The 22,996-nt window shown below is 58.1% G+C and carries 17 protein-coding genes; 4 read left to right on the top strand and 13 right to left on the bottom strand.

Going from position 1 to position 22,996, the window contains the following annotated elements; all coding sequences use genetic code 11:
* Positions 1 to 67: 67 nt before the first annotated feature.
* Both ACUIAD_RS04020 and ACUIAD_RS04015 read left to right on the top strand, forming a co-directional pair.
* The gene (locus tag ACUIAD_RS04020; protein ID WP_445343755.1) at positions 68 to 520 is read left to right on the top strand and encodes a GNAT family N-acetyltransferase; all 453 of its coding nucleotides are present in this window, start codon (positions 68 to 70) and stop codon (positions 518 to 520) included.
* Complete coding sequence (locus tag ACUIAD_RS04015; RefSeq protein ID WP_445343754.1) at positions 517 to 1,422, top strand: mechanosensitive ion channel family protein; 906 nt, start codon at positions 517 to 519, stop codon at positions 1,420 to 1,422. The genes ACUIAD_RS04020 and ACUIAD_RS04015 overlap by 4 nt, the downstream gene beginning before the upstream one ends.
* Before the next feature lie 26 nt (positions 1,423 to 1,448).
* Here ACUIAD_RS04015 and ACUIAD_RS04010 read toward each other — a convergent pair whose 3' ends face one another.
* The 10 genes from ACUIAD_RS04010 to leuC form a co-directional block, all read right to left on the bottom strand.
* Positions 1,449 to 3,977: a GmrSD restriction endonuclease domain-containing protein gene (locus tag ACUIAD_RS04010; protein WP_445343753.1), complete on the bottom strand. Its 2,529-nt coding sequence runs from the start codon at positions 3,975 to 3,977 to the stop codon at positions 1,449 to 1,451.
* Between the two features lie 69 nt (positions 3,978 to 4,046).
* Positions 4,047 to 5,195: a D-alanine--D-alanine ligase family protein gene (locus ACUIAD_RS04005; RefSeq protein ID WP_445343795.1), complete on the bottom strand. Its 1,149-nt coding sequence runs from the start codon at positions 5,193 to 5,195 to the stop codon at positions 4,047 to 4,049.
* A 293-nt stretch (positions 5,196 to 5,488) separates the two neighbouring features.
* Entirely contained in the window at positions 5,489 to 6,487 is a 999-nt protein-coding gene (locus tag ACUIAD_RS04000; protein WP_445343794.1) for an NAD(P)H-dependent glycerol-3-phosphate dehydrogenase, read from the bottom strand.
* A 115-nt stretch (positions 6,488 to 6,602) separates the two neighbouring features.
* On the bottom strand, positions 6,603 to 7,496 hold the full coding sequence (locus tag ACUIAD_RS03995; RefSeq protein WP_110451649.1) for a lysophospholipid acyltransferase family protein: 894 nt from the start codon (positions 7,494 to 7,496) through the stop codon (positions 6,603 to 6,605).
* Positions 7,497 to 7,510: 14 nt separating this feature from the next.
* Positions 7,511 to 8,833: a UDP-N-acetylglucosamine 1-carboxyvinyltransferase gene (murA, locus tag ACUIAD_RS03990; RefSeq protein WP_110451781.1), complete on the bottom strand. Its 1,323-nt coding sequence runs from the start codon at positions 8,831 to 8,833 to the stop codon at positions 7,511 to 7,513.
* A gap of 151 nt (positions 8,834 to 8,984) precedes the next feature.
* Positions 8,985 to 10,034 carry a lysostaphin resistance A-like protein gene (locus ACUIAD_RS03985; protein ID WP_445343752.1) on the bottom strand — a complete coding sequence of 350 codons (1,050 nt, stop codon included), beginning with the start codon at positions 10,032 to 10,034 and terminating at the stop codon, positions 8,985 to 8,987.
* Positions 10,035 to 10,137: 103 nt separating this feature from the next.
* Positions 10,138 to 12,189, bottom strand: coding sequence for a CPBP family glutamic-type intramembrane protease (locus ACUIAD_RS03980; RefSeq protein ID WP_445343751.1), 2,052 nt, complete (start codon positions 12,187 to 12,189; stop codon positions 10,138 to 10,140).
* A gap of 167 nt (positions 12,190 to 12,356) precedes the next feature.
* Positions 12,357 to 13,316, bottom strand: a complete 960-nt coding sequence (locus ACUIAD_RS03975; RefSeq protein WP_181414386.1) for a CPBP family intramembrane glutamic endopeptidase — start codon at positions 13,314 to 13,316, stop codon at positions 12,357 to 12,359.
* Between the two features lie 112 nt (positions 13,317 to 13,428).
* On the bottom strand, positions 13,429 to 14,115 hold the full coding sequence (gene leuD / locus ACUIAD_RS03970; RefSeq protein ID WP_110451645.1) for a 3-isopropylmalate dehydratase small subunit: 687 nt from the start codon (positions 14,113 to 14,115) through the stop codon (positions 13,429 to 13,431).
* A 46-nt stretch (positions 14,116 to 14,161) separates the two neighbouring features.
* Positions 14,162 to 15,565, bottom strand: coding sequence for a 3-isopropylmalate dehydratase large subunit (leuC, locus tag ACUIAD_RS03965; RefSeq protein WP_110451644.1), 1,404 nt, complete (start codon positions 15,563 to 15,565; stop codon positions 14,162 to 14,164).
* Positions 15,566 to 15,701: 136 nt separating this feature from the next.
* Here leuC and ACUIAD_RS03960 point away from each other — a divergent pair, with 136 nt between their 5' ends.
* On the top strand, positions 15,702 to 16,505 hold the full coding sequence (locus tag ACUIAD_RS03960; RefSeq protein WP_445343750.1) for an IclR family transcriptional regulator: 804 nt from the start codon (positions 15,702 to 15,704) through the stop codon (positions 16,503 to 16,505).
* Between the two features lie 8 nt (positions 16,506 to 16,513).
* Here the strand turns inward: ACUIAD_RS03960 and ACUIAD_RS03955 are convergent, their stop codons facing one another.
* Positions 16,514 to 17,986, bottom strand: coding sequence for a serine/threonine protein phosphatase (locus ACUIAD_RS03955; protein ID WP_445343749.1), 1,473 nt, complete (start codon positions 17,984 to 17,986; stop codon positions 16,514 to 16,516).
* Between the two features lie 228 nt (positions 17,987 to 18,214).
* On the opposite strand from ACUIAD_RS03955, the gene ACUIAD_RS03950 reads away from it, so the two are divergent.
* Positions 18,215 to 19,174 (top strand): polyprenyl synthetase family protein, encoded by a 960-nt coding sequence (locus ACUIAD_RS03950; protein WP_445343748.1) that lies wholly within the window; start codon positions 18,215 to 18,217, stop codon positions 19,172 to 19,174.
* A gap of 224 nt (positions 19,175 to 19,398) precedes the next feature.
* On the opposite strand, the gene ACUIAD_RS03945 is transcribed toward ACUIAD_RS03950, so the two are convergent.
* Positions 19,399 to 20,892 carry a cytochrome ubiquinol oxidase subunit I gene (locus tag ACUIAD_RS03945; RefSeq protein ID WP_110451640.1) on the bottom strand — a complete coding sequence of 498 codons (1,494 nt, stop codon included), beginning with the start codon at positions 20,890 to 20,892 and terminating at the stop codon, positions 19,399 to 19,401.
* A gap of 263 nt (positions 20,893 to 21,155) precedes the next feature.
* Entirely contained in the window at positions 21,156 to 22,967 is a 1,812-nt protein-coding gene (cydC, locus tag ACUIAD_RS03940) for a thiol reductant ABC exporter subunit CydC (protein ID WP_445343747.1), read from the bottom strand.
* Positions 22,968 to 22,996 lie beyond the last annotated feature (29 nt).

The raw sequence follows: 22,996 nt of genomic DNA, 5'->3' as shown, positions 1-22,996 counted from the left end.
ATCCGCTCCCGCCAAGGATCGGGCTTGGTACATTGGAGGCAGCGGAGAGCCGTGGTGAGGAGGAAGTATGCGATATGAGGTGAGCGAGGCCATTTCCGAGGAAGCCAAGGCCATCCGTAGGGCCGTATTCGTAAAGGAACAGGGCTTCCACAACGAGTTCGACCGGACCGACGATGCCAGTCTCCATATCGTGGCCTATGACGGGGATAAGCCCGTCGGAGTATGCCGAATCTTTCCAGACCAGGGCGAGGCATGGACCCTTGGCCGGTTGGCCGTTCTGAAGCCCTACCGAGGTCAGCATCTGGGTGCCGATTTGGTAGGCAAGGCGGAGGAAACCGCTCGGAACCAGGGGGCGGACCGGCTCACGCTCCATGCCCAGGAACGGGTGGAGGGCTTCTATAAGTCCTTGGGGTATCGCGACATGGGCATTCACGACCAGGACGAGGGATGCCCGCACATGTGGATGGACAAGCCCCTGACAGGCGGCACAGGAAACCAGTCAGAGGACCAGGCATCATGAATCTGACCGTCAATTTTGCCAGTGAAATTCCAGCTCTGGCCAGCACAGGCATCAATCCGAACAAGAACCCCATGGGAAGGTCCGAACAGGCCATCTCCAGCTTCAGCGATGCCGTCATCTACTGGTTCCGCCAGAATTTCGGAAAGATCATCCTCCTGATCGTCGTGGCTGTCTGCGCCGCGTTGATCTCCAAGATCGTTACGGCGGCCATGCGGCGCGCCCTGGAACGGACCAACCTGCCCAGTGCTTCCATCTTCGTGAACATCGTCCGCGCCCTGATTTGGATATTTGCAGCAGCCACCGTTCTGCAACCCGTATTCGGAATCAACCCTTCCACTGTGGTCGCCGCCCTGGGCGTCAGCGGCCTGGCCCTTTCCTTCGGATTGAAGGATACGATCGCCAATATCGTCGGCGGCTTCGGACTGATGGTAAGCAAGGTGGTTCAACCTGGCGACATCATCACCATCCAGGGCACCACTGGAACTGTCCGCGACGTGACTTGGCGCCATACCATCGTCATCGACAGGACCGGCAACCAGCTGCTGATCCCCAATTCCATCCTCAACACCACGGCGCTTGAGAAAATCACCGAGGCCGGCGAGGCCGCCACCACGGTTCCCTTCACCCTGCGGGGAGATGCCGATATAGTCGGGTCCTCACGTTCCATTGCAGAGGTGGCGTCCCAGGCGACCAGGGACATGGCCATGCCAGCCAACCCGCCCATTGTTCAGCTCCAGGGATTCACCCCTTATGGCATTAAGGGCCAAGTGGTTATGTTCGCCAAGCAGGGCATCATCGCCGCTGACATGCAGGATGCCGCCACCCGCGCTCTTGCCGGCCAGGATTACCTGGTCCAGGAGGCCGAGCTTCAATCGGGGAAAGGTGTAGACCAAGCCAACTGATTGCTGTAGGTTTTTGTCCCGGATAACTAGCGGACGTATCTGCCGACACTTTTCATATTCAGCAAGGCGCCGGCCAGCCAACGATAGACATCATCCCATTGATCTTGTTTGTAATCAGTATGCCTGGTCAAAGTCAGGTGGCGTGACTTCTTGTCTGCATCCTTATCATCCCAGTCCAAATCACCCTCCTGTCCTGACAGATCGCTCTCGACCTGAGACCTGTGATCCATGAAGTCCGCATATCGCACAGGATCGTGAAAGAGAAATTCAACAGTGGTGTACTCATCCCTGATGCCGATGAGACCTGCCAGATTGCAGCCGGAAACAGGGGATCCAAAACTCAGCCGGTATCCCGTATGGTCGGCTCCGGTAAAGGACGAGCCGAATGTAGTCATGAAGCCATCTCTGGCTTTACAGAAGTCAACGAATCCATCCCAGAACATGGCTCGCAACTTCGAACGGTCCAAAGACTCCATATCACCTTGCGAGACCCGGTAACGAGAACGAAGATCGTCAAGGCTGATGCCTCCACGTCCCCAGAACGTCCAGCCATTGATTGAGCTGCTGCTCGCCCCAGCCAATTTGAGAACATGCGAAGCCGCTGACGAGGGACTGTCAAATTCACGCCCGTCCGAGACCTTAATCATCATCTCTTCAGTTATGAGAGCACTGGCCTCATACTTGCGAGCGAGACTTTCAAGTTGATCGCCGGGTTTCAGCAGTCCACTGGCACTCAACATGTGCAAAGAAACCGTCTTTGCCGGAATTTTCGACTGCTTATCAGATCGGTACCTGTCGATAGTCGCTCGATCGATCTTAGGCATAGGCCAGACTGTCAAGGCCTCGTCTGTCAGTAGGCGCGTCCTGGCCTCGATGGACTCAGCGTTCCAAGTCTTGGCATCACCCAACCCATGTGAAATAGACAGGTATTCATCCTGATACCCGCCGACAATTCGACGCTGTTTCGCTTCAAAAAGCCCATCTGAGAGTTCAGAGTTATAAGCGGTCAGCGTCAAATTCCCGAGTTTATTAACATGCTCAGCAAAGGCTCTTTCGCAATCAGAGCCCAGCATCTGCCGCCACTGTTCATGAGCGAGCGCATTCTGGGGCAGAATATGCTCAATGGTGAGATTCCCTGAGGAAAAGTCAATCGGATTCTTAGGATGGTGCGCATTTTCCAGTGTTGTCAACATGTAATAACAACGCGAAAAGGGATAGAAGTCGCGTGAAAGAAGAGTCTGACGAAATTCATTGTCATCAGGCATCCGATGGCTTGTTCCATCACCGCCCAGCAAGGCTGCCTCGAAAGCCTGCCGATAACCGGGTGACCCATCTTCCTTTATCTGTCTGAGACGTGCAATGACCGAAAGCGAAAACCTGTTCAGCCCATTGCTCGATATCTGGCAGGCAATGCGGCGGAAGAGATAACTCTCCAATAGTTTCAGCATGGATACAAAATCACTGCGGCTAAAGAGATCATCCCCCTCCTGGTAATCATCCAAAAGGGTCATGAGCAGGGGGTTGATGACGGACATATTGAGAGCATGAATACGGCCAAGCAATCGATCTACTTCAGGATCTTCCCCCGAGCTCGAAGTAATACGCGAATAATACCCGGCAAACTTACTCATCTGATCAAGAAGTCCGATTATTTGGCCATCGTTATCGTAGCCATTGTTGGTCGTATAGTCCTTAAAGAACCGGTATACGTCTCGTGCAGACACTGGTCTGGGGGCATTGATAATGGCAAGCCAGTCATAGAGAAAGTCATCAAAAACGTCATCATAGGCATCTGCACCAAGCGCTATTTCGATTCTTCTCCAGTGATCTTCATACAACTTTCCCTGCATCTCCAAGGGCTGCCTCATAAGTACATAATTACGAACCAGATCTGCAGTCGATAGCTCCTTGCCAGTCGAGTTCATGGACTCGAAGATAGCCTGTGGATCATCCTGACCCTGGGTCAAGGAGATCGATACCACCTCCAAGCGCCTGAGCCCGGCCCACACACTGTTCGGGTCTTTCATGTCCTCTAATTGATGACTGAACCAATGGAGGTTGTCGATGAGCCTATGGGATTCACCCATAATCGAAGCCTTAGGATCTTCCAAATAATGGATGATAGACCTGTATGTGTCACGATCACCCTGCGAGAGGCACAAACGATAATGCCCTTCGCCTTTCCTGCAGGAATCGATCAAATATTCGCTTTTGAGTTTTTCGCAGGAAAACTGCAGCTCATTGCCCTGATCTTGATGACTGCGTGCATAGTCAGCAAGGGCTGCTAGGAGAAGATCGACAGTTGTGATTCTCTGCTGACCGTCGATAATGAGGGCAGGTGTCACCCCATCGGCACCCATGGTGCCCTCTTGAATCCATACCACTGAGCCCATGAAATGAGATCTTTTGTTTAAACGCTCAATATCAAGCACATCGTTCCAAAGCTGCTCGCATTGTTCCTCATCCCAGGAATATGGGCGCTGATACACTGGGACGATAAAACGCTTGCTCTTATCGGCAATCAGACTCAGCAGCTTAACGGGACCAGCGTTCATGGGGAACCTTGCCTTACCAGCGAGTACAACAGCGGACGCTTCCATTATAGGAAACACTCACTGTCACAGTCAGGCCGATACGCCCTCAATCAGATCGGTAATCAGATCGGTGTAGGTAATCCCGGTGGCCTCCCAGGCCTTGGCATACATGGAGATAGGCGTGAAACCAGGCATGGTGTTGATCTCGTTGACGATGACCCTGCCCTCAGAGGTTACAAAGCAGTCCACACGGCTCAGACCGGCGCCGTCCACGGTTCTGAAGGCCTTGGCAGCCATATCGCGAACCTTCTGAAGAGTCTCCTCTGGCAGGTCCGCTGGAACCTCCACATGGGAGGCGGACGAGTCTACATACTTGCTGTCGAAATCATAGAAGGCCTCATCCCGATCAGCCTTGTCCAGCACCACTTCGCCGGGCCAGGCCGTGCGGGGCTTTCCGTCCTTGCCGGAGGCGAGCACAGCGCACTCGATCTCCCGTCCTTCGATGCCCTCCTCTATCAGGACCCGCCAATCGTGTCTTGCGGCCTCGTCGACTGCGGCAGCCAGGGTTTCACCTTCGGGCTCTTCTACCTTGACCACGCCAAAACTGGATCCTGCACGGGAAGGCTTGACGAAGAGCGGGTAATGCAGCCCCGCCTCCTCTACTGTGGCTAGCAGGTCGGAGCCGGACCGCTGTTCACGGGAGTCTATGGTAATGCCAGGAGCCACAGGTATGCCGGCTTGACTGAGCAGGATCTTGGTGTAGTGCTTGTCCATGCATGCGGCAGAGGCGAAAACCCCGCATCCGACGTAGGGCAGACCCATCATTTCGAGCAGACCCTGCAGAGTGCCGTCCTCACCGTAAGGGCCATGGAGCACCGGGAAAACCGCGTCAACATGTCCCAAAGGCTCCAGGGAGCCGACTGCGCTGGAAGGTTGGGCGCCAGAAATCAGATCAGCATGGTCGCCGATCAGAAAACCCTCTCTGCCGCGGGCCATGTCGAGAATGACCGGACGGCTGTCTTCGGTTATCTGCACCGTTGGCAGACTGGCATCGTCCAGACCCCAATGCTTAGGGTCCTGACCGCCTACGGTCCATCGACCGTCCTTGGTGATGCCAATGGGGATGGGCTCATATCGGTCGGTGTCGATGGCATTGAGCACACCAGCCGCCGACACGCAGGATATGGAATGTTCGTCGGCACGCCCGCCATAAAGCACCACAACACGTTTCCTGACCATCATCCCTCGGCTTTCCTCATCCTGGACATGATTTTCAACCTCACGCACCTGCCCGAGCAGATGCATCATTCAAGACAGCAGAATATCCCCTCGCAAGGCAGCACGGCCCGGACGCAGTCGCTCATCCACAAGCTTGGCACGAACAGGCATGCCAGGACTGATACACGAACCTGGCAAGCCGGACGCGCGGCTTGATCTGAAAACCGGTTATCGCCAATCAAAAGGTTGATGGCTCAGGCTCCACAGCCTTCGCATTCCCTATAGCCCTCAGAATTTTTCGATGGCCACCAGACTCATTCCGCAGTGATCTGCCCGCCCAACAGCTCGTCAATCATGCCCCGGCAGCTCAGTCCCTGATCCAGTACATGACTCATAGCTGTAGCCAGCGGGGTCGCCACTTGATAACGCTTGCCCAAGGCGACAACAGCATCGGTGGTGGGTACGCCTTCGGCTACGCCTTTGCTGACGCGAGTGGCTTCCTCAATGCTTTTGCCCTGGCCCAGGTTAAAGCCAAAAGTGTAGTTTCTGCTCAAAGGCGATCCGCAGGTGGCCACTAGATCGCCGACTCCGGCAAGGCCAGCGAAAGTCTTGGATTTGGCACCGCAAGCCTCCCCTAAGGCGGTGAGCTCAGCCAGACCCCTGGCCTGGATCATGGCGGCCGTGTTTTCTCCGAAACCAGCCCCCCGTGACATCCCTACGGCCAGCGCAGTGACATTCTTCAGCGATCCGCACATTTCCAAGCCGATCACATCGTCTGAGACAAAGGCCTTGAAATAGTCAGTCGTACAGGCACGGGCCACTCTCATGGCAGCATCAGCATCAGCGCTGGCAACCACAGTGGCGCTCGGCTCACGGGCGGCTACCTCCTTGCTCAGATTGGGGCCCGAGACGGCTGCAAACCTGACCGGATCCAGATTCAGCGTCTGGCAGACCACCTGATCCATTCGCCTGTCGGTGCCCCGTTCAATCCCCTTCATCAGGGAAACCGCAAGAGCATCATGACCAAGCAGATCCTTAAATTCTTTCAAGGCCTCGCAGGCGTGCTGGGCGGCTATGGCGACAACCACGATTTCAGCCCCCGAAACAGCCTTAGCCCGGTCTCCCTCAGCGATGATGGCATCGGGCAGCCTCTTCACTGTCGGAAGACGACGAGCATTCGAATGTTGACTGTTGATTTCCTCTACGACATCCGGGTTGATGTCCCACATGACCACCTGGTTGCCTGCATCGGCGAGTACCTGAGCAAAAGCGGTTCCCCATGCGCCTGCTCCCAATACCGCGATCTTCGTCATCATTCTCCTTTGCATAATGCCGTACGCACAGGAACGCCGACCAGCAATCTCATTCTTGTCCCTCCCATCCTATGACACGACCGCCAGACAGGGGAATCGGATGTGGGTTCCGGCCTTATTGCTCGCTTCTGGGCCTACGGGTCATAGTCACGTAATCGAAGTATCCAGCTGCAGGGGGCTCCTCGCCGCGAATCTCGGCCATGACCTCCTCCATCCTGTCACGCAGGCGGACGCAGAGGGCATGTACGGACTGCTTGGGGGGTTCCGTTCCCCACTGATCCATATCTTCAAGCAGGTCGGAATAGTCAAGGAGTCCGTCATAGCACATGACCACGTTCTTCCGTGGCCAGGGCCACTTGTGATTGATTGAAGCCGCCCCCCAGGTGATGCTGGGATAAAGAGGAACCATTCGGCCAAGCTGCCGCGAGGCCTCCAAGGCGATGAATCCGACCCCGGGCTTGAGCGACATGGGCCACTTCAGGGGGTCACGGGTCACGGTGCCCTCCGGCCAGATGGTCAGTGGCCTGCCCGAAGTGATGATGCTGATCGACTCCTCCTCAATCGATCTGGCCTTGCCGGACTTACGCTCGACCGGCTGCATGCCCACCATGCGAAACCAGCTGCCGATCAAGGGCCAATGAGCCATCTCGGCCTTGGCCATATACCGTGGGCGACGACCCTGGTGGAAGAGGGCCATCATGGGAATGAAAACGTCGAACTGGGTCACATGGGTGGCAGCGGTGATAAAGGGGCCGGTCTGCGGCACCTGCTCCAGCCCCCAGGCATAGACCCGGCAGGAGTCACGCACCACCTTGGAGACCCCGCGCAATAGACGGGTAGTGCCCACAGGGTGCTGACCGTCTATCTCATCCAGAGCCGGCGTGCGGCGGCCAGTGGGATAGTAGCGGGTCGGATCCACCAACCTGTGCCGCCGGGCCAGCAGTGCCACCTGTTGGTCGGACAGGGCAGGCACTGCAGACCGAGGGGAGGGTTTGCCTTTGGAAGCCATCAGCGTCTGCCGGATCAGTCGATCTGCGCGTCCAAGGCCAGCAGCTTGTCGCGGAAGTCCTCGTAGCCGCGATCGATCAGGGAGATGCCATGGACAGTAGAGGGCCCGGATGCCGTCAGTGCAGCAATCAGGTGGCTGAAGCCGCCACGCAGGTCGGGCACGTCGATGTCCTGGCCAGTCAGCGGGGTGGGTCCGAAGATGACGGCCGAATGGTTGAAGTTGCGCTGCTGGAAGCGGCAGGGCAGGGATCCCAGGCACTCCTTGTACAGCTGGATGGTGGCGCCCATCTGAATCAGCGGTTCGGTGAAGCCGAAGCGATTTTCGTAGACGGTCTCGTGAACAATGGAAAGGCCCTTGGCCTGTGTGAGGGCCACCACCAGGGGCTGCTGCCAGTCGGTCATGAACCCGGGGTGTACGTCGGTCTCGATGGCCACGGGTCGCAGGTCGCCGCCTGGATGCCAGAATCGGATGCCGTCATCGCGTACATCGAACTGGCCGCCAATTTTGCGGAAGACATTCAGGTAGGTCATCATGTCGGGCTGGTGGGCACCTTTGACCATGATGTCGCCATGAGTGGCCAGGGCGGCTGAGGCCCAAGAGGCGGCCTCTATGCGGTCAGGCAGGGAGGTATGAGTGAAGCCCTTCAGAGAGGGCACCCCCTCGATGCGGATGGTCCGGTCCACGTCCACCGAGATCTGGGCGCCCATCTTCTGCAGGACAGCCACCAGATCCATGATCTCGGGCTCAGTAGCCGCCCCTGACAGCTCGGTACGGCCTTCGGCCAGGACGGCCGCCAGCAGGGTCTGCTCCGTGGCGCCTACCGAGGGGTAGGGCAGGTGAATCTTGGCTCCGTGCAGACCGTCTGGTGCGGTGATGTGGATGCCGGCCTCATGCTCCTTGTCGACATTGGCCCCCAGCTTGCGCAGAGTCTCCAGATGGAAGTCGATAGGTCTGCTGCCGATGCGGCAACCGCCCAGAACGGGGATGAACGCCTCGCCCATCCGATGCAGAAGCGGCCCAGAAAAAAGGATGGGAATGCGGGAAGAGCCCGACAGGGTGTCTACATCGGCCACATCAGCCAGCTCCACATGGCTGGCATCAATGGTGACCACGCCCTCCTGCGGACGCACATCAACCTTGACGCCATGCAGCCTCAGCAGGTCCGAGACCACCTGGACATCGCGGATCTCGGGCACGTTCTTGAGCACCGACACATCGGGAGCCAGCAGAGCAGCCACCATGGCCTTGCTGACGAAGTTCTTGGCTCCGCGGACCTGTATGGTGCCATGCAAGGGTCTGCCGCCCACCACATGCAGCACATCATTCTGTGTATTCATCTCGGGCATACATCGGCTTCTTTCTCGTATCCGCTCAGAGCCGGGCTTTGGCGCATCATCGGCCCCTATCTGCAAGTCTGCCACAGGGGGTGTGGGGACACCGTGAATTGTCGCCTCGGGCATAGATCCGCCCATACCAGCCAGACACTGATCAGCTGCCCGTCGAGAAAAAGGGGATGAGCATGGTCAAGCCCATGATCAGCAGGAAGATGATGAAGCAGGGACAGACCCAGGCGCCATAGACATTTGTATACGTGCGGTTGTTCCGCAGGAAGGCGGCAATCCGATGACGACCCAGGTAGGGGACCAGGATGCCTGCCAGGATGCCTGCCAGCATCATAAGCACTTTCATATAGAGGGACATGTCATCGCTCATAAAACTCAGGAGAAAATCCAGCCCGTCGATGACAACCAAGTTGTTGAACATATGCAGAGCCATGGACCAGAATATGGAGTATTCGCAAGCCAGATAGCCCAAAACCAGACCCATGATGAAAGCAAAGAATCCCTGGCCAAGGTCACCGTGGAAGAAGCCGAACATGACCGCAGAGGTGACGATGGCGAAGACATGGCCATAGGGCTTCAATGCGTGCAGGATGGCCCCTCTGAAGACCATCTCCTCAATGACGGGGGCCAGCAGGCCGGAGTAGATGAACATAGGTATGGTACCTGAGGCCTGCTGAATCTGCTTGGCGGCGGTCCAGGCCTGATGCACTCCCATCCCCGCCGTAGTCCAGTCCATGCCTGACTGATACCAGCCGCCCAGGGTCTGCCCGGTAAGCGTCAGCGCAAAACACCCCAGCAGAACCTGCCAGGTCATGGGATGCAGATCGGTGTGGAAGATGCCCAGAGGGCCGGAGTCGCAGATCTGGCGACGGCGTACGAATACCAGGAAGCAGAGTGCGGTGCAGGAGGCGACCAGGTTGATGATGCCTCCGTATTCGTCTTCGGCATGATCGATGATATACATGAACCCGGAGTGGGCACGCACCGGATCGAAGACGGCATTCCACTCCATCTGAGCAATGACACCGAACAGATAACCGACGCTGTTGCCGATGAGCAGGTATACTAGCAACAAGCCGGATTGATGGTTGAGCATCACCCTGGCTGCACTCATCCATACGTAATCCGCCACGCCACGCCTGGGCTTCTGAGTTTGCCCGGTCACCGGCGCATCGGCCGTCGCTGTCTGCCCCATATCACTATGCCCTTCCATGCTCCTCTGCAGGTGTGGCCATCCGGTACCGGCCTCCAACTGGTCCAAGTCTACGCCACTACTGGCGGCACCAATATGACACGCTCTAAAGCAGACCGGGGACGAACTTGACAACGGTCAGCAGCAGGCAGAGCAGCGAATAGAACAGGAACCAGGGCTGCCTCCAGGAAACGTAAGTTCCTTGAGGAGCTCGATAACGCCGCAAGTAGTCCAACAGGCCAATGCGATGCAGAAAGAACATAACCAATCCAGCCAGGACCAGCACCAGCGCCACTGTCAAAGCCGACAGGCGAACGGTACGCGGGGCGCTGATCAGATAGCGGTCGGGCAGGCCGCTGAAGAGCAGATCGCCGACCATACGGGCTCCTATTGCCCAGATCAGACCATACTCCAGAGAGCAGTACCCCAGTGCCAGCCCCAGCAGGAAGATCCAAACCCCGGAGACAGCGTCGCTCTGCGACAGGGCGCAGAGCAGGGACGCAGTCAGGATGGCGAAGACCCGCCCAAACCGGCGAAGCCCATTGAGGATGATGCCACGAAAGACCAGCTCCTCAGCCAGGGGAACCACAAGAAAGGCATATAGGATCATCATTGGCGAGGAGGCTCCGGTAGCCAGCAGGCTGCGCGAGGCCAAGGAAGGGATGTGCAGCAGTGGGCAGAAATAGTTGAAGAACTTATTCAGTTCATGAACCATTTCCTGGCCCAGCAGAAGCACTGCTCCAAGGGCAAGCAGAGCCGCAGGCGTCATTCTTCGGCCGGTGCGCCAGCGGACGGCGTCCTGACCTCGCTGATCCACACCTCGAATAACGCTCCATTCTGAGATGCAGGCATAGGTCAGCCCTATCAGGACCGACATCAGGGCAACCCCGTCGGATAGGAGGAAGACGAATTCAGGAGACTTGATCCGCTCCATGAGGACTGGCTGGATCATCCATGAACCGAGCATGAGCACCAGAACGGATATGGTTAGGTAGGCAAAGGCAAAGGCTGCCTGACCATTAACGGCGTGCAGCACCCTCGCACTGGCTGTGTAGGTGGTGGACTTGTCAGCCACTTGAGCGGGCACCTTTTCCTGACTGCCAGAAGCCGAGGATAAAGCCATCTGACTGTCGGTGCCGACGCTGACGCCTGCCCCATGCCGGGCAACAACCCGTGGGGCAAAACAGGCCCAACGCCGCCGATGATTGGTTTCGTCGACAATGGATCTTGCAGGAGCGCCATCCTGGCCCGAAGTCCCTAAGCCAGTGACAAGCGAATCCCAGTCGGCATCCGAACGAGGTACGATGACCGGCCGATCAGCAAACCCCATAGGAGCTGGATACGTTTGAACCGGCGCTGCGGACGATTCAGCCAAATCAGCGGTTGCAGATGCAGAAGACACGCGATCAGGCTTCGTAGGCCTCGAATTCTCATAAAGATAAGTCGAAGGCGCCCCATTAGCGACTACCGAATTGGACTTGACCGGCTTGGCAACAGAAGCGGCGGAAGCAGGCGAATCCTTGGCGGCGGAAGCTGCTGGCTTGTCTGCGCGTCTGCTTGCGGACGGCTTACGACGTTTGCGCATACTCCAGGAGAAGACCTGAGCATTGTGCGTCTCCGGCTCGGCCCATGACCAGACAACCTTGTCAACAGGCTGCTTCGGCTGTTCTAAAATATCCATGGTCTTTGAACCCTCCGACTCTTGGCGAACCGCCATATGCCGCAGGACCGGCCCTTGGTCGGACCCGTTCGGGTCGCGCCCATCGACCGACAGATCAATCGGAGTAAATGCAGGAACCTTCAACCGTCTGGTCGTAGTGACCGAGGTCGAAAAATCATCGGCTTCTGGGAGCGCCGAGGATTGCTGACCGGCCGGCATGGCTCCCTTGCGCCCGTCAGCAGTTTGCAGAAGCGTATTCTTTTGATGCGCGATACGCCTTGGATGGGCCACGCCGTCATCCATAGCCTCCCCCGGCAGGCTCAGCTGCGGCGGGTCAATAGGCTCCTCCCGATAGTTCCAGTAACGGGCGTAAACCTCGCCACCAGTGCGACTTGCGGTTCTGAGGGCAAGAGAGGGAGGTGACACCTTCCAGCGCTTCTGGTTGTATCGGACATCGGCAGGCTGGCTACCGCTGCTGCGATGCTCATCATCCATCATGCGTCGACGATCCTTCCCCCTATGCACTACCGAACGGCCATAAAGGTCGCCCGGCAGCACGAATCGCTCCCCACGTTCACGTCATTGACGCTACAAACCAGATGCAGTCCAACATTGTCGCTCCCCAGCGGAATCCGGACAATAAGCCAGCACCATCGACCGCCTGGTCATCCCAGCCCCGGCACGAATTCGCTCAGGGCCATCAGCAAGCAGGCCAGGCAGAAGAGCAGGAACCACGGCGCTCTCCAAGAGGCATAAATACCCTTGGGAGCGCGATTGATGCGGCAGTAATCCCGGAGGGCCCACAGCTTGACCAGCAGGCCGACGACCCCGATCAACAGCACCAGCATCATGAGCAGACCCAATCCGATGCGGATCACCTCGGGTGCCAAGGGCATGTACTTGGCCAGCAGGCCAGAGGAGAAGGCATTGTTGAGCATGTGCACCAACAGGGACCAGACCAGCCCGTACTCCATGGCCAGATAACCCAGAACCAGGCCTGAAATGAAGCCGAACAGACCCTGGACCAGGGAGCCATGCATGAAGCCAAAAAGCAAAGAAGAAGTAATAATAGCGAAGACCCGGCCGAAACGACGCAGGCCGTTCATAATGACCCCACGAAAGACCAGCTCCTCGGCAAAGGGCCCCAGAAGAATGCCGTAGAAGAGCATGATAGGCGTGTCTAGGCTGCCGTCGCCGGACGCGGCCGGCGGATGCAGCCCAGTACCGGAGAGAACAGTCCTCAGCCCGGAGTCGGCTACCCCAGCCACCAGCTGACTGAGGAAGAAGCAAGCCAAGGCGATGATCAGTGCCAGCAGGCTGAATCGTCGAGCGGTCACCCATCGCACCTGGTCCTGGCCATGACGTTCGCGACCCACGATGACCGGCCATTGACTGATCAAAGCAAACAGCAGGGCCAGCACTACAGAAGCGACCACTGCCCAGTCCCCCAGATGACCGTTGAGCTCCGCCTTGGAAGCGTGCGGGAAGAGGGCGGGCAGAACCACCTTGGCTCCCAAAAGGCCCGCCAGAGTCTCAATGGCCACATAAATGAAGGCGAAGGCGCTCAGAACGTTCACCGCCCGTCTGACGCCCCAGCCGTGCACATCACCTTTGCCGTGCCTCATAATAAACCGCCCCCTCTTCGCTGCCAGCAGGCCATGGTCGACCTGGCTGTCATAGTCCATGCTAAGCGAGGGAAGGGTAAAAGCCTGTCATATGAGGGCACCGGCCAGTCGGTCAGATGATGCCGCGATCAGCCAAGGGTCCAGGCCAGTCGATTTGGCCCTCCCTGGCCGGAGCAACCGGCTCCTCAGGCAGGTGCTGGGCCGGCAGGGTGCGTGGCTTGAAGGGGAAGCGCTCGGCCCTCATACGCTCATAGGCGCGGATGTCATCCTCGTGCTGCAGAGTCAGATCGATGTCATCGTAGCCGTTCATAAGCCGCCATCGCACATAGTCATCAACCTGGAAGGGCAGGGTCACATCAGCGCAGACGACCGTGCGAGCGCCCAGGTCCACGGTCATCTCGGTGCCGGGGTCCTCCTCCAGGAGCTTCCAGAGCAACTCCACTGATTCCTGGGGCATGATGGCAGCCAGAACACCATTCTTGGCGGTGTTTCCATAGAAGATATCAGCGAAGCGGGGGGCGATGACCACCCGGAAGCCGTAATCCCGCAGGGCCCAGACCGCGTGCTCACGCGAAGAGCCGATGCCGAAGTCGGGCCCGGCCACCAGGATGCGAGCACCTGAGTATTCGGGCCGATTGAGAACGAAATTCGGGTCCCTTCGCCAGGCATAGAAAAGCGCATCCTCGAAGCCGGTCTTTTTCACCCGCTTCAGGAATACGGCGGGGATGATCTGATCAGTATCGACGTTGGAGCGGCGCAAGGGCACCCCGACCCCGGTGACAACGGAAAGTGGCTCCATGATGACCTCCTGCCTGCTGGATGGCGATGACGAATGATTGATGGGCTTACAGATCGGCCGGTGAGCAGATGGTCCCCCTGATGGCCGTCGCTGCGGCCACCTCTGGCGAGGCCAGATGCGTCCTGCCGCCCTTGCCCTGACGACCCTGGAAGTTGCGGTTGGATGTGGAAAGGGAACGCTCCCCCGGCACCAGCTGGTCGGGGTTCATCCCCAGGCACATGGAGCAGCCGGCGTTACGCCACTCGGCTCCAAAATCCTCGAAGATGCGGTCCAACCCTTCCTTTTCGGCCTGAATGCGGACCCGCGAAGAAGCCGGAACCACCAGGACGCGATGCAGATTCTTGGCCTTGTGATGCCCCTTCATGATGGCCGCAGCCGCGCGAAGATCCTCAATGCGCCCGTTGGTGCAGGAGCCGATGAACACGGTGTCCACGGCGATGTCCCGGATGGGCATCCCCGGTTGCAGACCCATGTAGTCGATGGCTTCCTGGGCTGCCTGGCGTTTGGCCGGATCGGCGATCTTTCCAGGCACAGGCACATCGGCGGCAATGGGCAGGCCCTGTCCGGGGTTGGTGCCCCAGGTCACGTAGGGGGTCAGCTGGTCGGCATCCAGAATGACTTCCTTGTCGAAGACTGCATCCGGATCGGTGGGCAGGGTCCTCCAGTAGTCCAAGGCCTGCTCCCACATGGCTCCCTTGGGGGCGTGCGGCCGGCCCTCCAAGTAGGCAAAGGTAGTCTCGTCCGGCGCGATCATCCCGGCCCGTGCCCCGGCCTCGATGGACATATTGCAGATGGTCATGCGCGCATCCATGGACATGCGTCGAATGGCATCGCCCCGGTACTCCAGAACATGTCCTTGTCCGCCGCCAGTGCCGATCTTGGCGATGACGGCCAGGATGACGTCCTTGGCGCCCACGCCCGGCTTAAGCTCTCCTCGGACGGTGATGGCCATGGTCTTGAACGGCTTCAGGCTCAGGGTCTGCGTGGCTAGAACATGCTCCACCTCAGAAGTTCCGATGCCGAAAGCCAAGGCTCCAAAAGCCCCGTGGGTCGAGGTATGCGAATCACCGCAGACGATGGTCATGCCAGGCTGGGTCAGCCCCAGAACGGGTGCAAAAGCATGGACGATGCCCTGGTCCGCGTCCCCCAATGGATGCAGACGAACACCAAACTCACGGCAGTTGCGTTCAAGAGTGGAGATCTGCAGGGCCGAGACCTTGTCGGCAATGGGCCGATCGATGTCGATCGTGGGCGTGTTGTGGTCCTCAGTGGCGATGACCTGGTCCAAGTGACGGATCTTTCGACCTGCCAGACGCAAACCTTCGAAGGCCTGTGGACTGGTCACCTCGTGCATGAGCTGCAGATCGATGTAGATCAGATCGGGCTCGCCTCCCTGGCCCTTTCTGACCAAATGATCGGTCCAGACCTTTTCCGCCATTGTGCGTCCCATATCGCCTCCTGAAAGTCTACGACCGGCCAGGGCGCCAACCTTATCGGCACCCCGCCGGCCTCTTACCACCGAGTATGGAGCTGCCCAACCGTTATGAACTTTTGCATTTCACATACTGAGATGGCATAATTCAACCATGGACACGCTTTCTTTGAATGACGACGACGCATACCCCTCAACAAACGATCAGACCGTGCATCAGGAGGAGATTCATTCGGGCGTCGGCGTTCTGGACAAGACGGTGCGCATTCTGGACACCTTGGAAACCGGACCCATGACCCTGGGCCAGCTGGTCAACGCCACCGGATTGGCGCGCCCCACGGCTCACCGACTGGCCATCGCCTTGGAGCGTCACCGCTTCGTTCTGCGGGACGTGCATGGCCGCTTCGTCCTGGGCTCCCGCTTCGCCGAGTTAGCCGCCGCCGCGGGCGAGGATCGACTGCTGACTGCCTCAGGACCCATTCTGCATACACTGCTCAACCGTTCGGGCGAATCAGCCCAGATTTTCCGCCGCCAAGGCGATGTCCGGGTCTGCATCGCCGCAGTGGAACGAGCCTCGGGCCTGCGTGACTCCATCCCCGTAGGCGCCCTGCTGTCCATGGATGCCGGGTCGGCAGCGCAGATTCTGCTGGCCTGGGAGGAGCCTGAGCGCCTCCATCAGGGTCTGCGACACGCCAAGTTCAACGCGGCGACTCTGGCCACGGTCCGCAAGCGCGGCTGGGCCGAGTCCATCAACGAGCGCGAAGAGGGCGTCTGTTCCATCTCGGCTCCCATCCGCAATGGATCCGGGCAGGTCATGGCTGCCATATCCATCTCCGGACCGGTCAACCGCATGTCCACGACGCCAGGAAGGCGCTACGCCCCCCTGGTCATGGCCGCAGGCAAATACCTGACTGAAGCTCTGCTGCGAGCCTCATCCCCCGCCCGTCGTAGAGCCTGAGCGGATTCTCAGCCCTTACCGCGTCGAGTGGAGCCCCAAGAGGCGATCAGCCCCGCCAGGGCCGTCAAACCGCCCGCCAAGAACCCAGGCCGACGCAAGAGGTTGACTGCATCCCCGGTGGATGTAGGCACGTGGCTCATGGCGAAGGTGTAAACCTTGTGGGAACCGGGCCGCCCCACTAATTGGCCGAATTCCAAGAGCTGGGTGCGAGGGTGATGGGGATGGCGGATGTCGAACTCGAAGAGCCGGGCCGCCCGCTTACTGGGTACCGGCCCGTACGAGCCGAATCCGCATGTGGGCGTAGCGCCCAGGGTCAGATCTCCACTGCGCCCTACGAAGCCATTGCGATGGTCATGCCCGGCGAAGAGAGCGAAGTAGCCCCGTTTTCGGGTCAGCAGACCATACTCGCCACTGTCTTCATCCGGGCAGGAGACGCCTTCGCCCAAGTAGGAGCCCGGACACGTGCGCGATTCGTCCAGGATATAGCAACGGGAATCGAAACTTCGGTAGCCTTGGACAGCATAGGCTGTGGTGGCTGGCACCGGCTTGAGCAGATCATAGAACTGGGGAATGGGCATGTGCTGGAAAACTATGGATCGGTTGCCCAAAAGATCAGGAGCAGCCGCCAAAAAGTCCAAGGCCTGAGCCGAAGGCGAGCCGTAGCCGCCTGCACGGGCATAGTCGCCAGAGTCCAGCAGGACCAGCCCCATCACCACACCGCGACCGTCGCAATCCGCCACAGGCAGGGCGAAGGTGCCCGGAGCACAGACGAAGGCCGTCTGAGAGGGCAGAGCCGAGCCGATCAGCGCATGGACCCGATCAGGATGAGCGACTGTAGCCTCAGGGTTCAGACAACCGGGCACTTCCCGATATATAGCATCCATCTGATCAGTGTCCAGACCGCACTGAAAATCGTGATTGCCATAGGTGACGACGAAGGGAATCCCACGCTCAACCAGTGGGCCGGTAATCAGGCCAACGGTTCTGCGAACCAAATCCTCGGTGTGCTTGATGTTCTGCCGACGTACACGCTCGGCGTCCCTGCTGGCACCCTGATGCTCCGATTCCTCGCGGTCCACAGCTGCCGGGCCATCCTGGAGCCTGGAGGAGCGCTTCAGCGAGGCTCCTCCGAGCCCCAGGGCGCCGCCCATGCTCAGACCAGCAGAGTAGATGCCGTCCAACGGGGTGCTCCAACGCCTTTTACGAAAGGTTCGCTCATAGGCGGTGTCATAACCGGCCACCTGGTTGCCCGAGAAGACCACCAGATCAGGCTTTGCCGCATCACAAGCCGCGCCTATCAGCCTGATTGTGTCCGTGGAGACCTTGGGGCCCTCCTGAACGTCGGCCAATTGCAGAAGTCTGAATTTGCCCGAGTAGTGAAACTGAAGCCGCCCCAGACGAGCCGAAACGGACAGCGGTCGATCAGGTTCTCCCTCGCCGCCTTGTGGGGAGACCTGATCCGCGTGGAAATGCTGACTCATACATCTACCCTACTTCACCCGGCTTCGCTCCTCGGCCGATCTGTGCAGCCTCCTTACGAATAGAACCCATCTAGAGGCTTCGCTGCATCGTGACAGCAGCCTAATGTTAACTTGGCCACATTGGCCACGGTAACAGCCGGAACAGGGCCGACAATCTCCGCGGATGGTATTGAACTTGGTATATTAGTTAAGTTGCGGTTCTCAACGAGTTAGAGGGAGCATACCTCCATGGCAGAAGGACAAGAGCTCCTGTTACGCAAGGATCTTGAGCGAGTCGTCGATCGCCTGCATCAAGAGCGTACCCACGTGGCCCCCTATCAGGAGGATTACCGCCGACTGTTGGACAACCATGGCAAGATGATCCGCGCTGCCTTGGTGATCCTCTTTGCAAGAGCCGGCACAGGCGCCGAAGGACGCTTGGACGATACTGTCATCACTGGCGCTGCCGCTATCGAGATGCTTCATCTGGCCACGCTGGTCCATGACGACGTTCTGGATAATGCATCCATCCGCCGCAACAAACCCACGGTCCACACCATACGAGGAAACAAGGCCGCCATATATTTGGGGGATCTGATCCTCTCGCGCTACATGGAGATCATGGCCTCCATCGCTCCCGACACGGACTTTATCCGCGAGCAGGCCGGTACGGTCTGCGAAATCGTCGGAGGCGAGCTCTACCAGGAGTCCGACCGCCATCACACCCATATCACTGTTGACGATTACAACAGAGCCATCTCGGGCAAGACTGCAGCCCTCTTCCGCCTGTCATGTCTGACCGGGATCCGCCTTGATGGCCAGCCAACGGACCCGGCACTGGAGCGTACTGCCAGAGACTTCGGCAGCAATCTGGGCATGGCCTTCCAGATCATTGATGACATCAACGATTTCGATCTGGATCGAGACACCGGCAAGCCCAAGCTGGAGGATATCCGCGACGGAATCTACACGCTGCCGGTTCTGTTGGGATTCCAAGAAGATGAGAACTTCAGAGCCTTGGTTCAGCAGGACGATTCCGACCAGGTAGTTGACTACTTCAGAGCCCATCCCCAGCTGATGAAGAGCAGTCGGCAAATCGCCAAGGACTATCTGCTACACGCTTCAGACAGCTTGGCGGATTCCCCCATGGACCGGAGCCTGCGTGAGCTGTTGCAGCGAATTACGGCCAAGCTGATCGCTCAGGTCTGACCAAAAGCGTTGTAACCCCAACCTGTGTGGTCAAACCAAAACAGGCGAGTCCAGTCCGGTATCAGACGTTCACCGAACATCCTCCACAATATGCACTTCATGCTCGGGATCGCTGGCCGGTGCTGACAGCAATGCCCGATGACAGCTAATCCCCCGCCCCAAACCATAAGGTTCGAAGCGGGGGATTAGCCGAAGGGCAAGGAAAGCTTTAAGCCAGTCGACCTTCAGGCCAAGGCCACCCTGGCCGGTGCGCCGTGCACCTTGTCCGTCTGCGGCTCATTGCCCTCATCCGGCTTATAGAAGGGCCCTTGATGAAGAGTCCGCCTGGTGTAGAAGACCATGACACCGCCCAGAACCAGGAAGAGCAGGAAGTACACGATGCAGGTGAAGAGCAGGTTTGGCACGGTGCTAGTGGGCGAAACTCCATCGGCAATGGTCTGGAAACCATAGACCAGCCATGGATAGCGTCCCAGCTCAGTCACCAGCCAGCCGCTGGTCGTTGCCGCGAAGGGTGCAAAGGTGAAGATACCCATGATCCAAAGCTTCCAGCGCGAAGTGTACAGGGTGTTCTTCTTCTTACGCGTGAACCAAAGCACCAATGCCGATATCAGCGCGAAGGAGAACCCGATCCCGACCATCAGACGGAAGACCCAGAATAGGGTGGTGACCGGCACGTAGTAGTTCATGTCCTTGCCGTATTTGGCATCATACTTCTCGTGCAGCTCCTTATTAATGGTATTCATACCCTTGACAGCACCGGTGCTCTTACCGTAAGCCAGCATCGACATGGCACCAGGAATCTCGACCGACCCGTCGACCTTGTGATCCTTCTCGTTGATCAGGGCCACAGCCGTCCAGGGAGCAGGATCGCCAGTATCCTCGTAAATGCCTTCAGTAGCAGCCAGCTTCATGGGCTGATCGGTCACGATGTACTTGCCCTGCAGATCACCATAGGTAATCACGCAGAGGGATCCGATAAGCCCAACCAAGGCGGCCAGACGCATGGACTTGGTGAACAGGTTTACCTTAGCCTGCTTCTCTGAATCAGCCTCAACGACAGCTACGGCCTTATTCTTGTTGCCCAGATGCATCCTCAGAAGACTGAAGGCGCTGCAGCCCATGACCACAAAGGCCCCTGTGCAGACAGCAGCGAAGAAGACGTGGGGAAACTCGATCCAGAGCTGAGGGTTGGATATGACAGCTCCAAAATTAGTCAGACGCACATGGCCGGTAGTTTGGCTGATCTCGAAGCCAACCGGGTGCTGCATGAAGCTGTTGGCAGCCAGAATCCAGATAGCCGACAGAGTCGAACCAAGGAAAGTCAGCCAAATGAAAGATGCATGCACAGCCGGCTTGAACCGGTTCCAAGTGAACATCCACACGCCGATGAAAGTAGATTCCAGGAAGAACGTAACCAGAGCCTCAATGGCCAGCGGGGCGCCAAAGATGTCACCCATGAATCTGGAATAGTTGGACCAGTTCATGCCGAACTGGAACTCCTGGATGAGGCCGGTGACCACGCCGACCGCAAAGGAAAGCAGGAAGATCTTGGACCAGAATATGGTCATCTTCTTGTAGACATCCTTCTTGGTCACCACATAGACGGTCTCCATGATCGCGACCGCAAGGGCCAGACCAATGCTCATGGGGACATAAAAGAAGTGGAATATCGTCGTCATGGCGAACTGGAATCTAGACAATCCCAATACAGTGAACATCGTTCCTCCCAATCTCTGCAGTGGTCCATCGGACGTGGGCGCGCGGACCGGACCCTGGTGGATTCAGATATGACCAGGCTTGTGCCCACAGGAACCTTTCGGCTCTCCCTGACCTCGCGACCTGGACGTTTCTCCGAGCTCCGACTTCCGTACCATCAAATTCACAAACTGACGGCATGCACTGACCTGCCGAAAAGCCAACCACTCTGATCGGCGACCCGACAACCGTGCAAAATTCATTGCTCACAGAAACAGCCTGATGATCATTCAACAGGATTTCGTCCATCTGAATCTGACTGCCTCTCTGAGTATATCCCTCCAAAGGTATCCTTGTCCACGTCAGAGACGTCCATTCGATAAAGTTCACGAAAACGAGCATTGTCATGGTACAAGTCGACGGGTCGGCCCTGCATGGCTATATGGCCATCCTGCATAAAGATGATCTGGTCGGCTTCCTCAAGTCCCTGCAAGTGGTGGGTGACCCAAAGAAGAGTACGACCCTGGCTGACTTTGAAGATCATGGACATAAGCCGACGCTCGGTTATAGGATCCAGACCGATGGTCGGCTCGTCCAGAAGAATGATCGGGGTGCGTTTGAGCACGATTCTGGCCAGTGCCAGACGCTGACGCTGGCCGCCCGAAAGACGCCCCCCGGCCTCATCCACCGGCGTGTCGATCCCCTGGGGCATGTCTGCCACAACCTCATCCAACTGTACAGCTTTCAAGGCCTGGCGAACCTGATCATCATCGGCTTGAGGGGCACCCAGACGCACGTTAGAGGCAATCGTAGTGTTGAAGAGGAAGGCCTGCTGGTTCAAATAGCCGAAAAGCTCCGGACGCTGATCCTGCAGTGCCTCGACAGGCATTCCGTTGATCAGAATGCGACCACTGGTCGGACGCAGGTCGCCTAGGAGCAGCTGCAGGACTGTTGTCTTGCCCTCCCCGCTGGGGCCAAGCAAGGCCACGCGCTGCCCACCCTCGATCCGCAGGCTGAAATCATTGAGCAACAAGGGGTCGTCAGGCCCATACGAGAAGCTGACATGGTCGAAAACAATTGACTTGATCGGCCCCTCCAGTCTGGTCTGCGCAGTCGGTGCAATCTGACGAGACTCGACCCGCTCGGTCAAACTATTCAGGTGGTCCAACGAGTCTGTATAAAGGGGAACCTCAGCTACAGCCTGGGAGACCACGATGAAACAGTCAACCAGAGGGAAAACCGCCAGGACCACGGCTGCCGCAAAGTCCGCAATGGATTCGGAGCTGGTCATACGCAGATCCGCCCCAACGATCAGAGCCACCACCATAAGAGCGAAAATCATCTGGATGCCACAATTGCGCCAGCGCTCGAACCGCTTCTGCTGTTTGCGGCCTTTGGCGATGTCGCTGAAATCTTCGGCCGCCGTGTCCATGAAGCGTCGACGACGGTGGGTGATCACCCAGTCTCCCAGACCCATGTAGCTCTCGGTCACTGCGGTGTACTGATCCTGCCGCCGTGCCTTCTCCATATCGTAGCGTCCGTCTGAATAAGCCAGCGATACCAGCGGAACCAGGATCAGGATCAGAGCAAAAAGCAGGAAGAGCAGGAGTGATGTCAGCCAGGAGAAGACGCCTACGGCGATGGTGACCACCAACCACATCATATAGGCTACGACCGTGGGGAAGATGGTGCGCAGATAGAAGTTCTCCAGATGGTCCAGGTCGTCCGAGAGCATGCCCAGAACCGTGCCTGTACGCTCATGCTCGTTCAGAAAGGCCGCATCCCTTGAGAGGGTGCGGTAGAGCTGAACGCGCAGCTTGGAGACCACCCGGAGCACCCAGTCATGGCTTTTGATGCGCTCCAAGTACTTGAATGTGGGCCGTCCAATGCCGAAGGCCCTGGTCAGGACCACTGGAACATAGACGGCGAAGATGTTGTAGGGGTGCCGGGCAGACCTGCTGATCAGAAAGCCCGATGTGAACATCAGTCCAGCCGCACAAACGAAGGTAATGGTCCCCAGGAAGAAGATCAGAGCAAGCAGCCCCTTGTTCTGTCGAAGGTAGGGCCAGAACCAATGGTCCCGGTGCCAGATATGCATGTAGCCTGACAGTCCGCGGCCGCGGCGGG

This window comes from Bifidobacterium sp. ESL0819 (assembly GCF_052606245.1).
The sequence above is the reverse complement of the archived record's forward strand: the minus strand, read 5'-3'. Positions and strand labels throughout refer to the sequence as shown.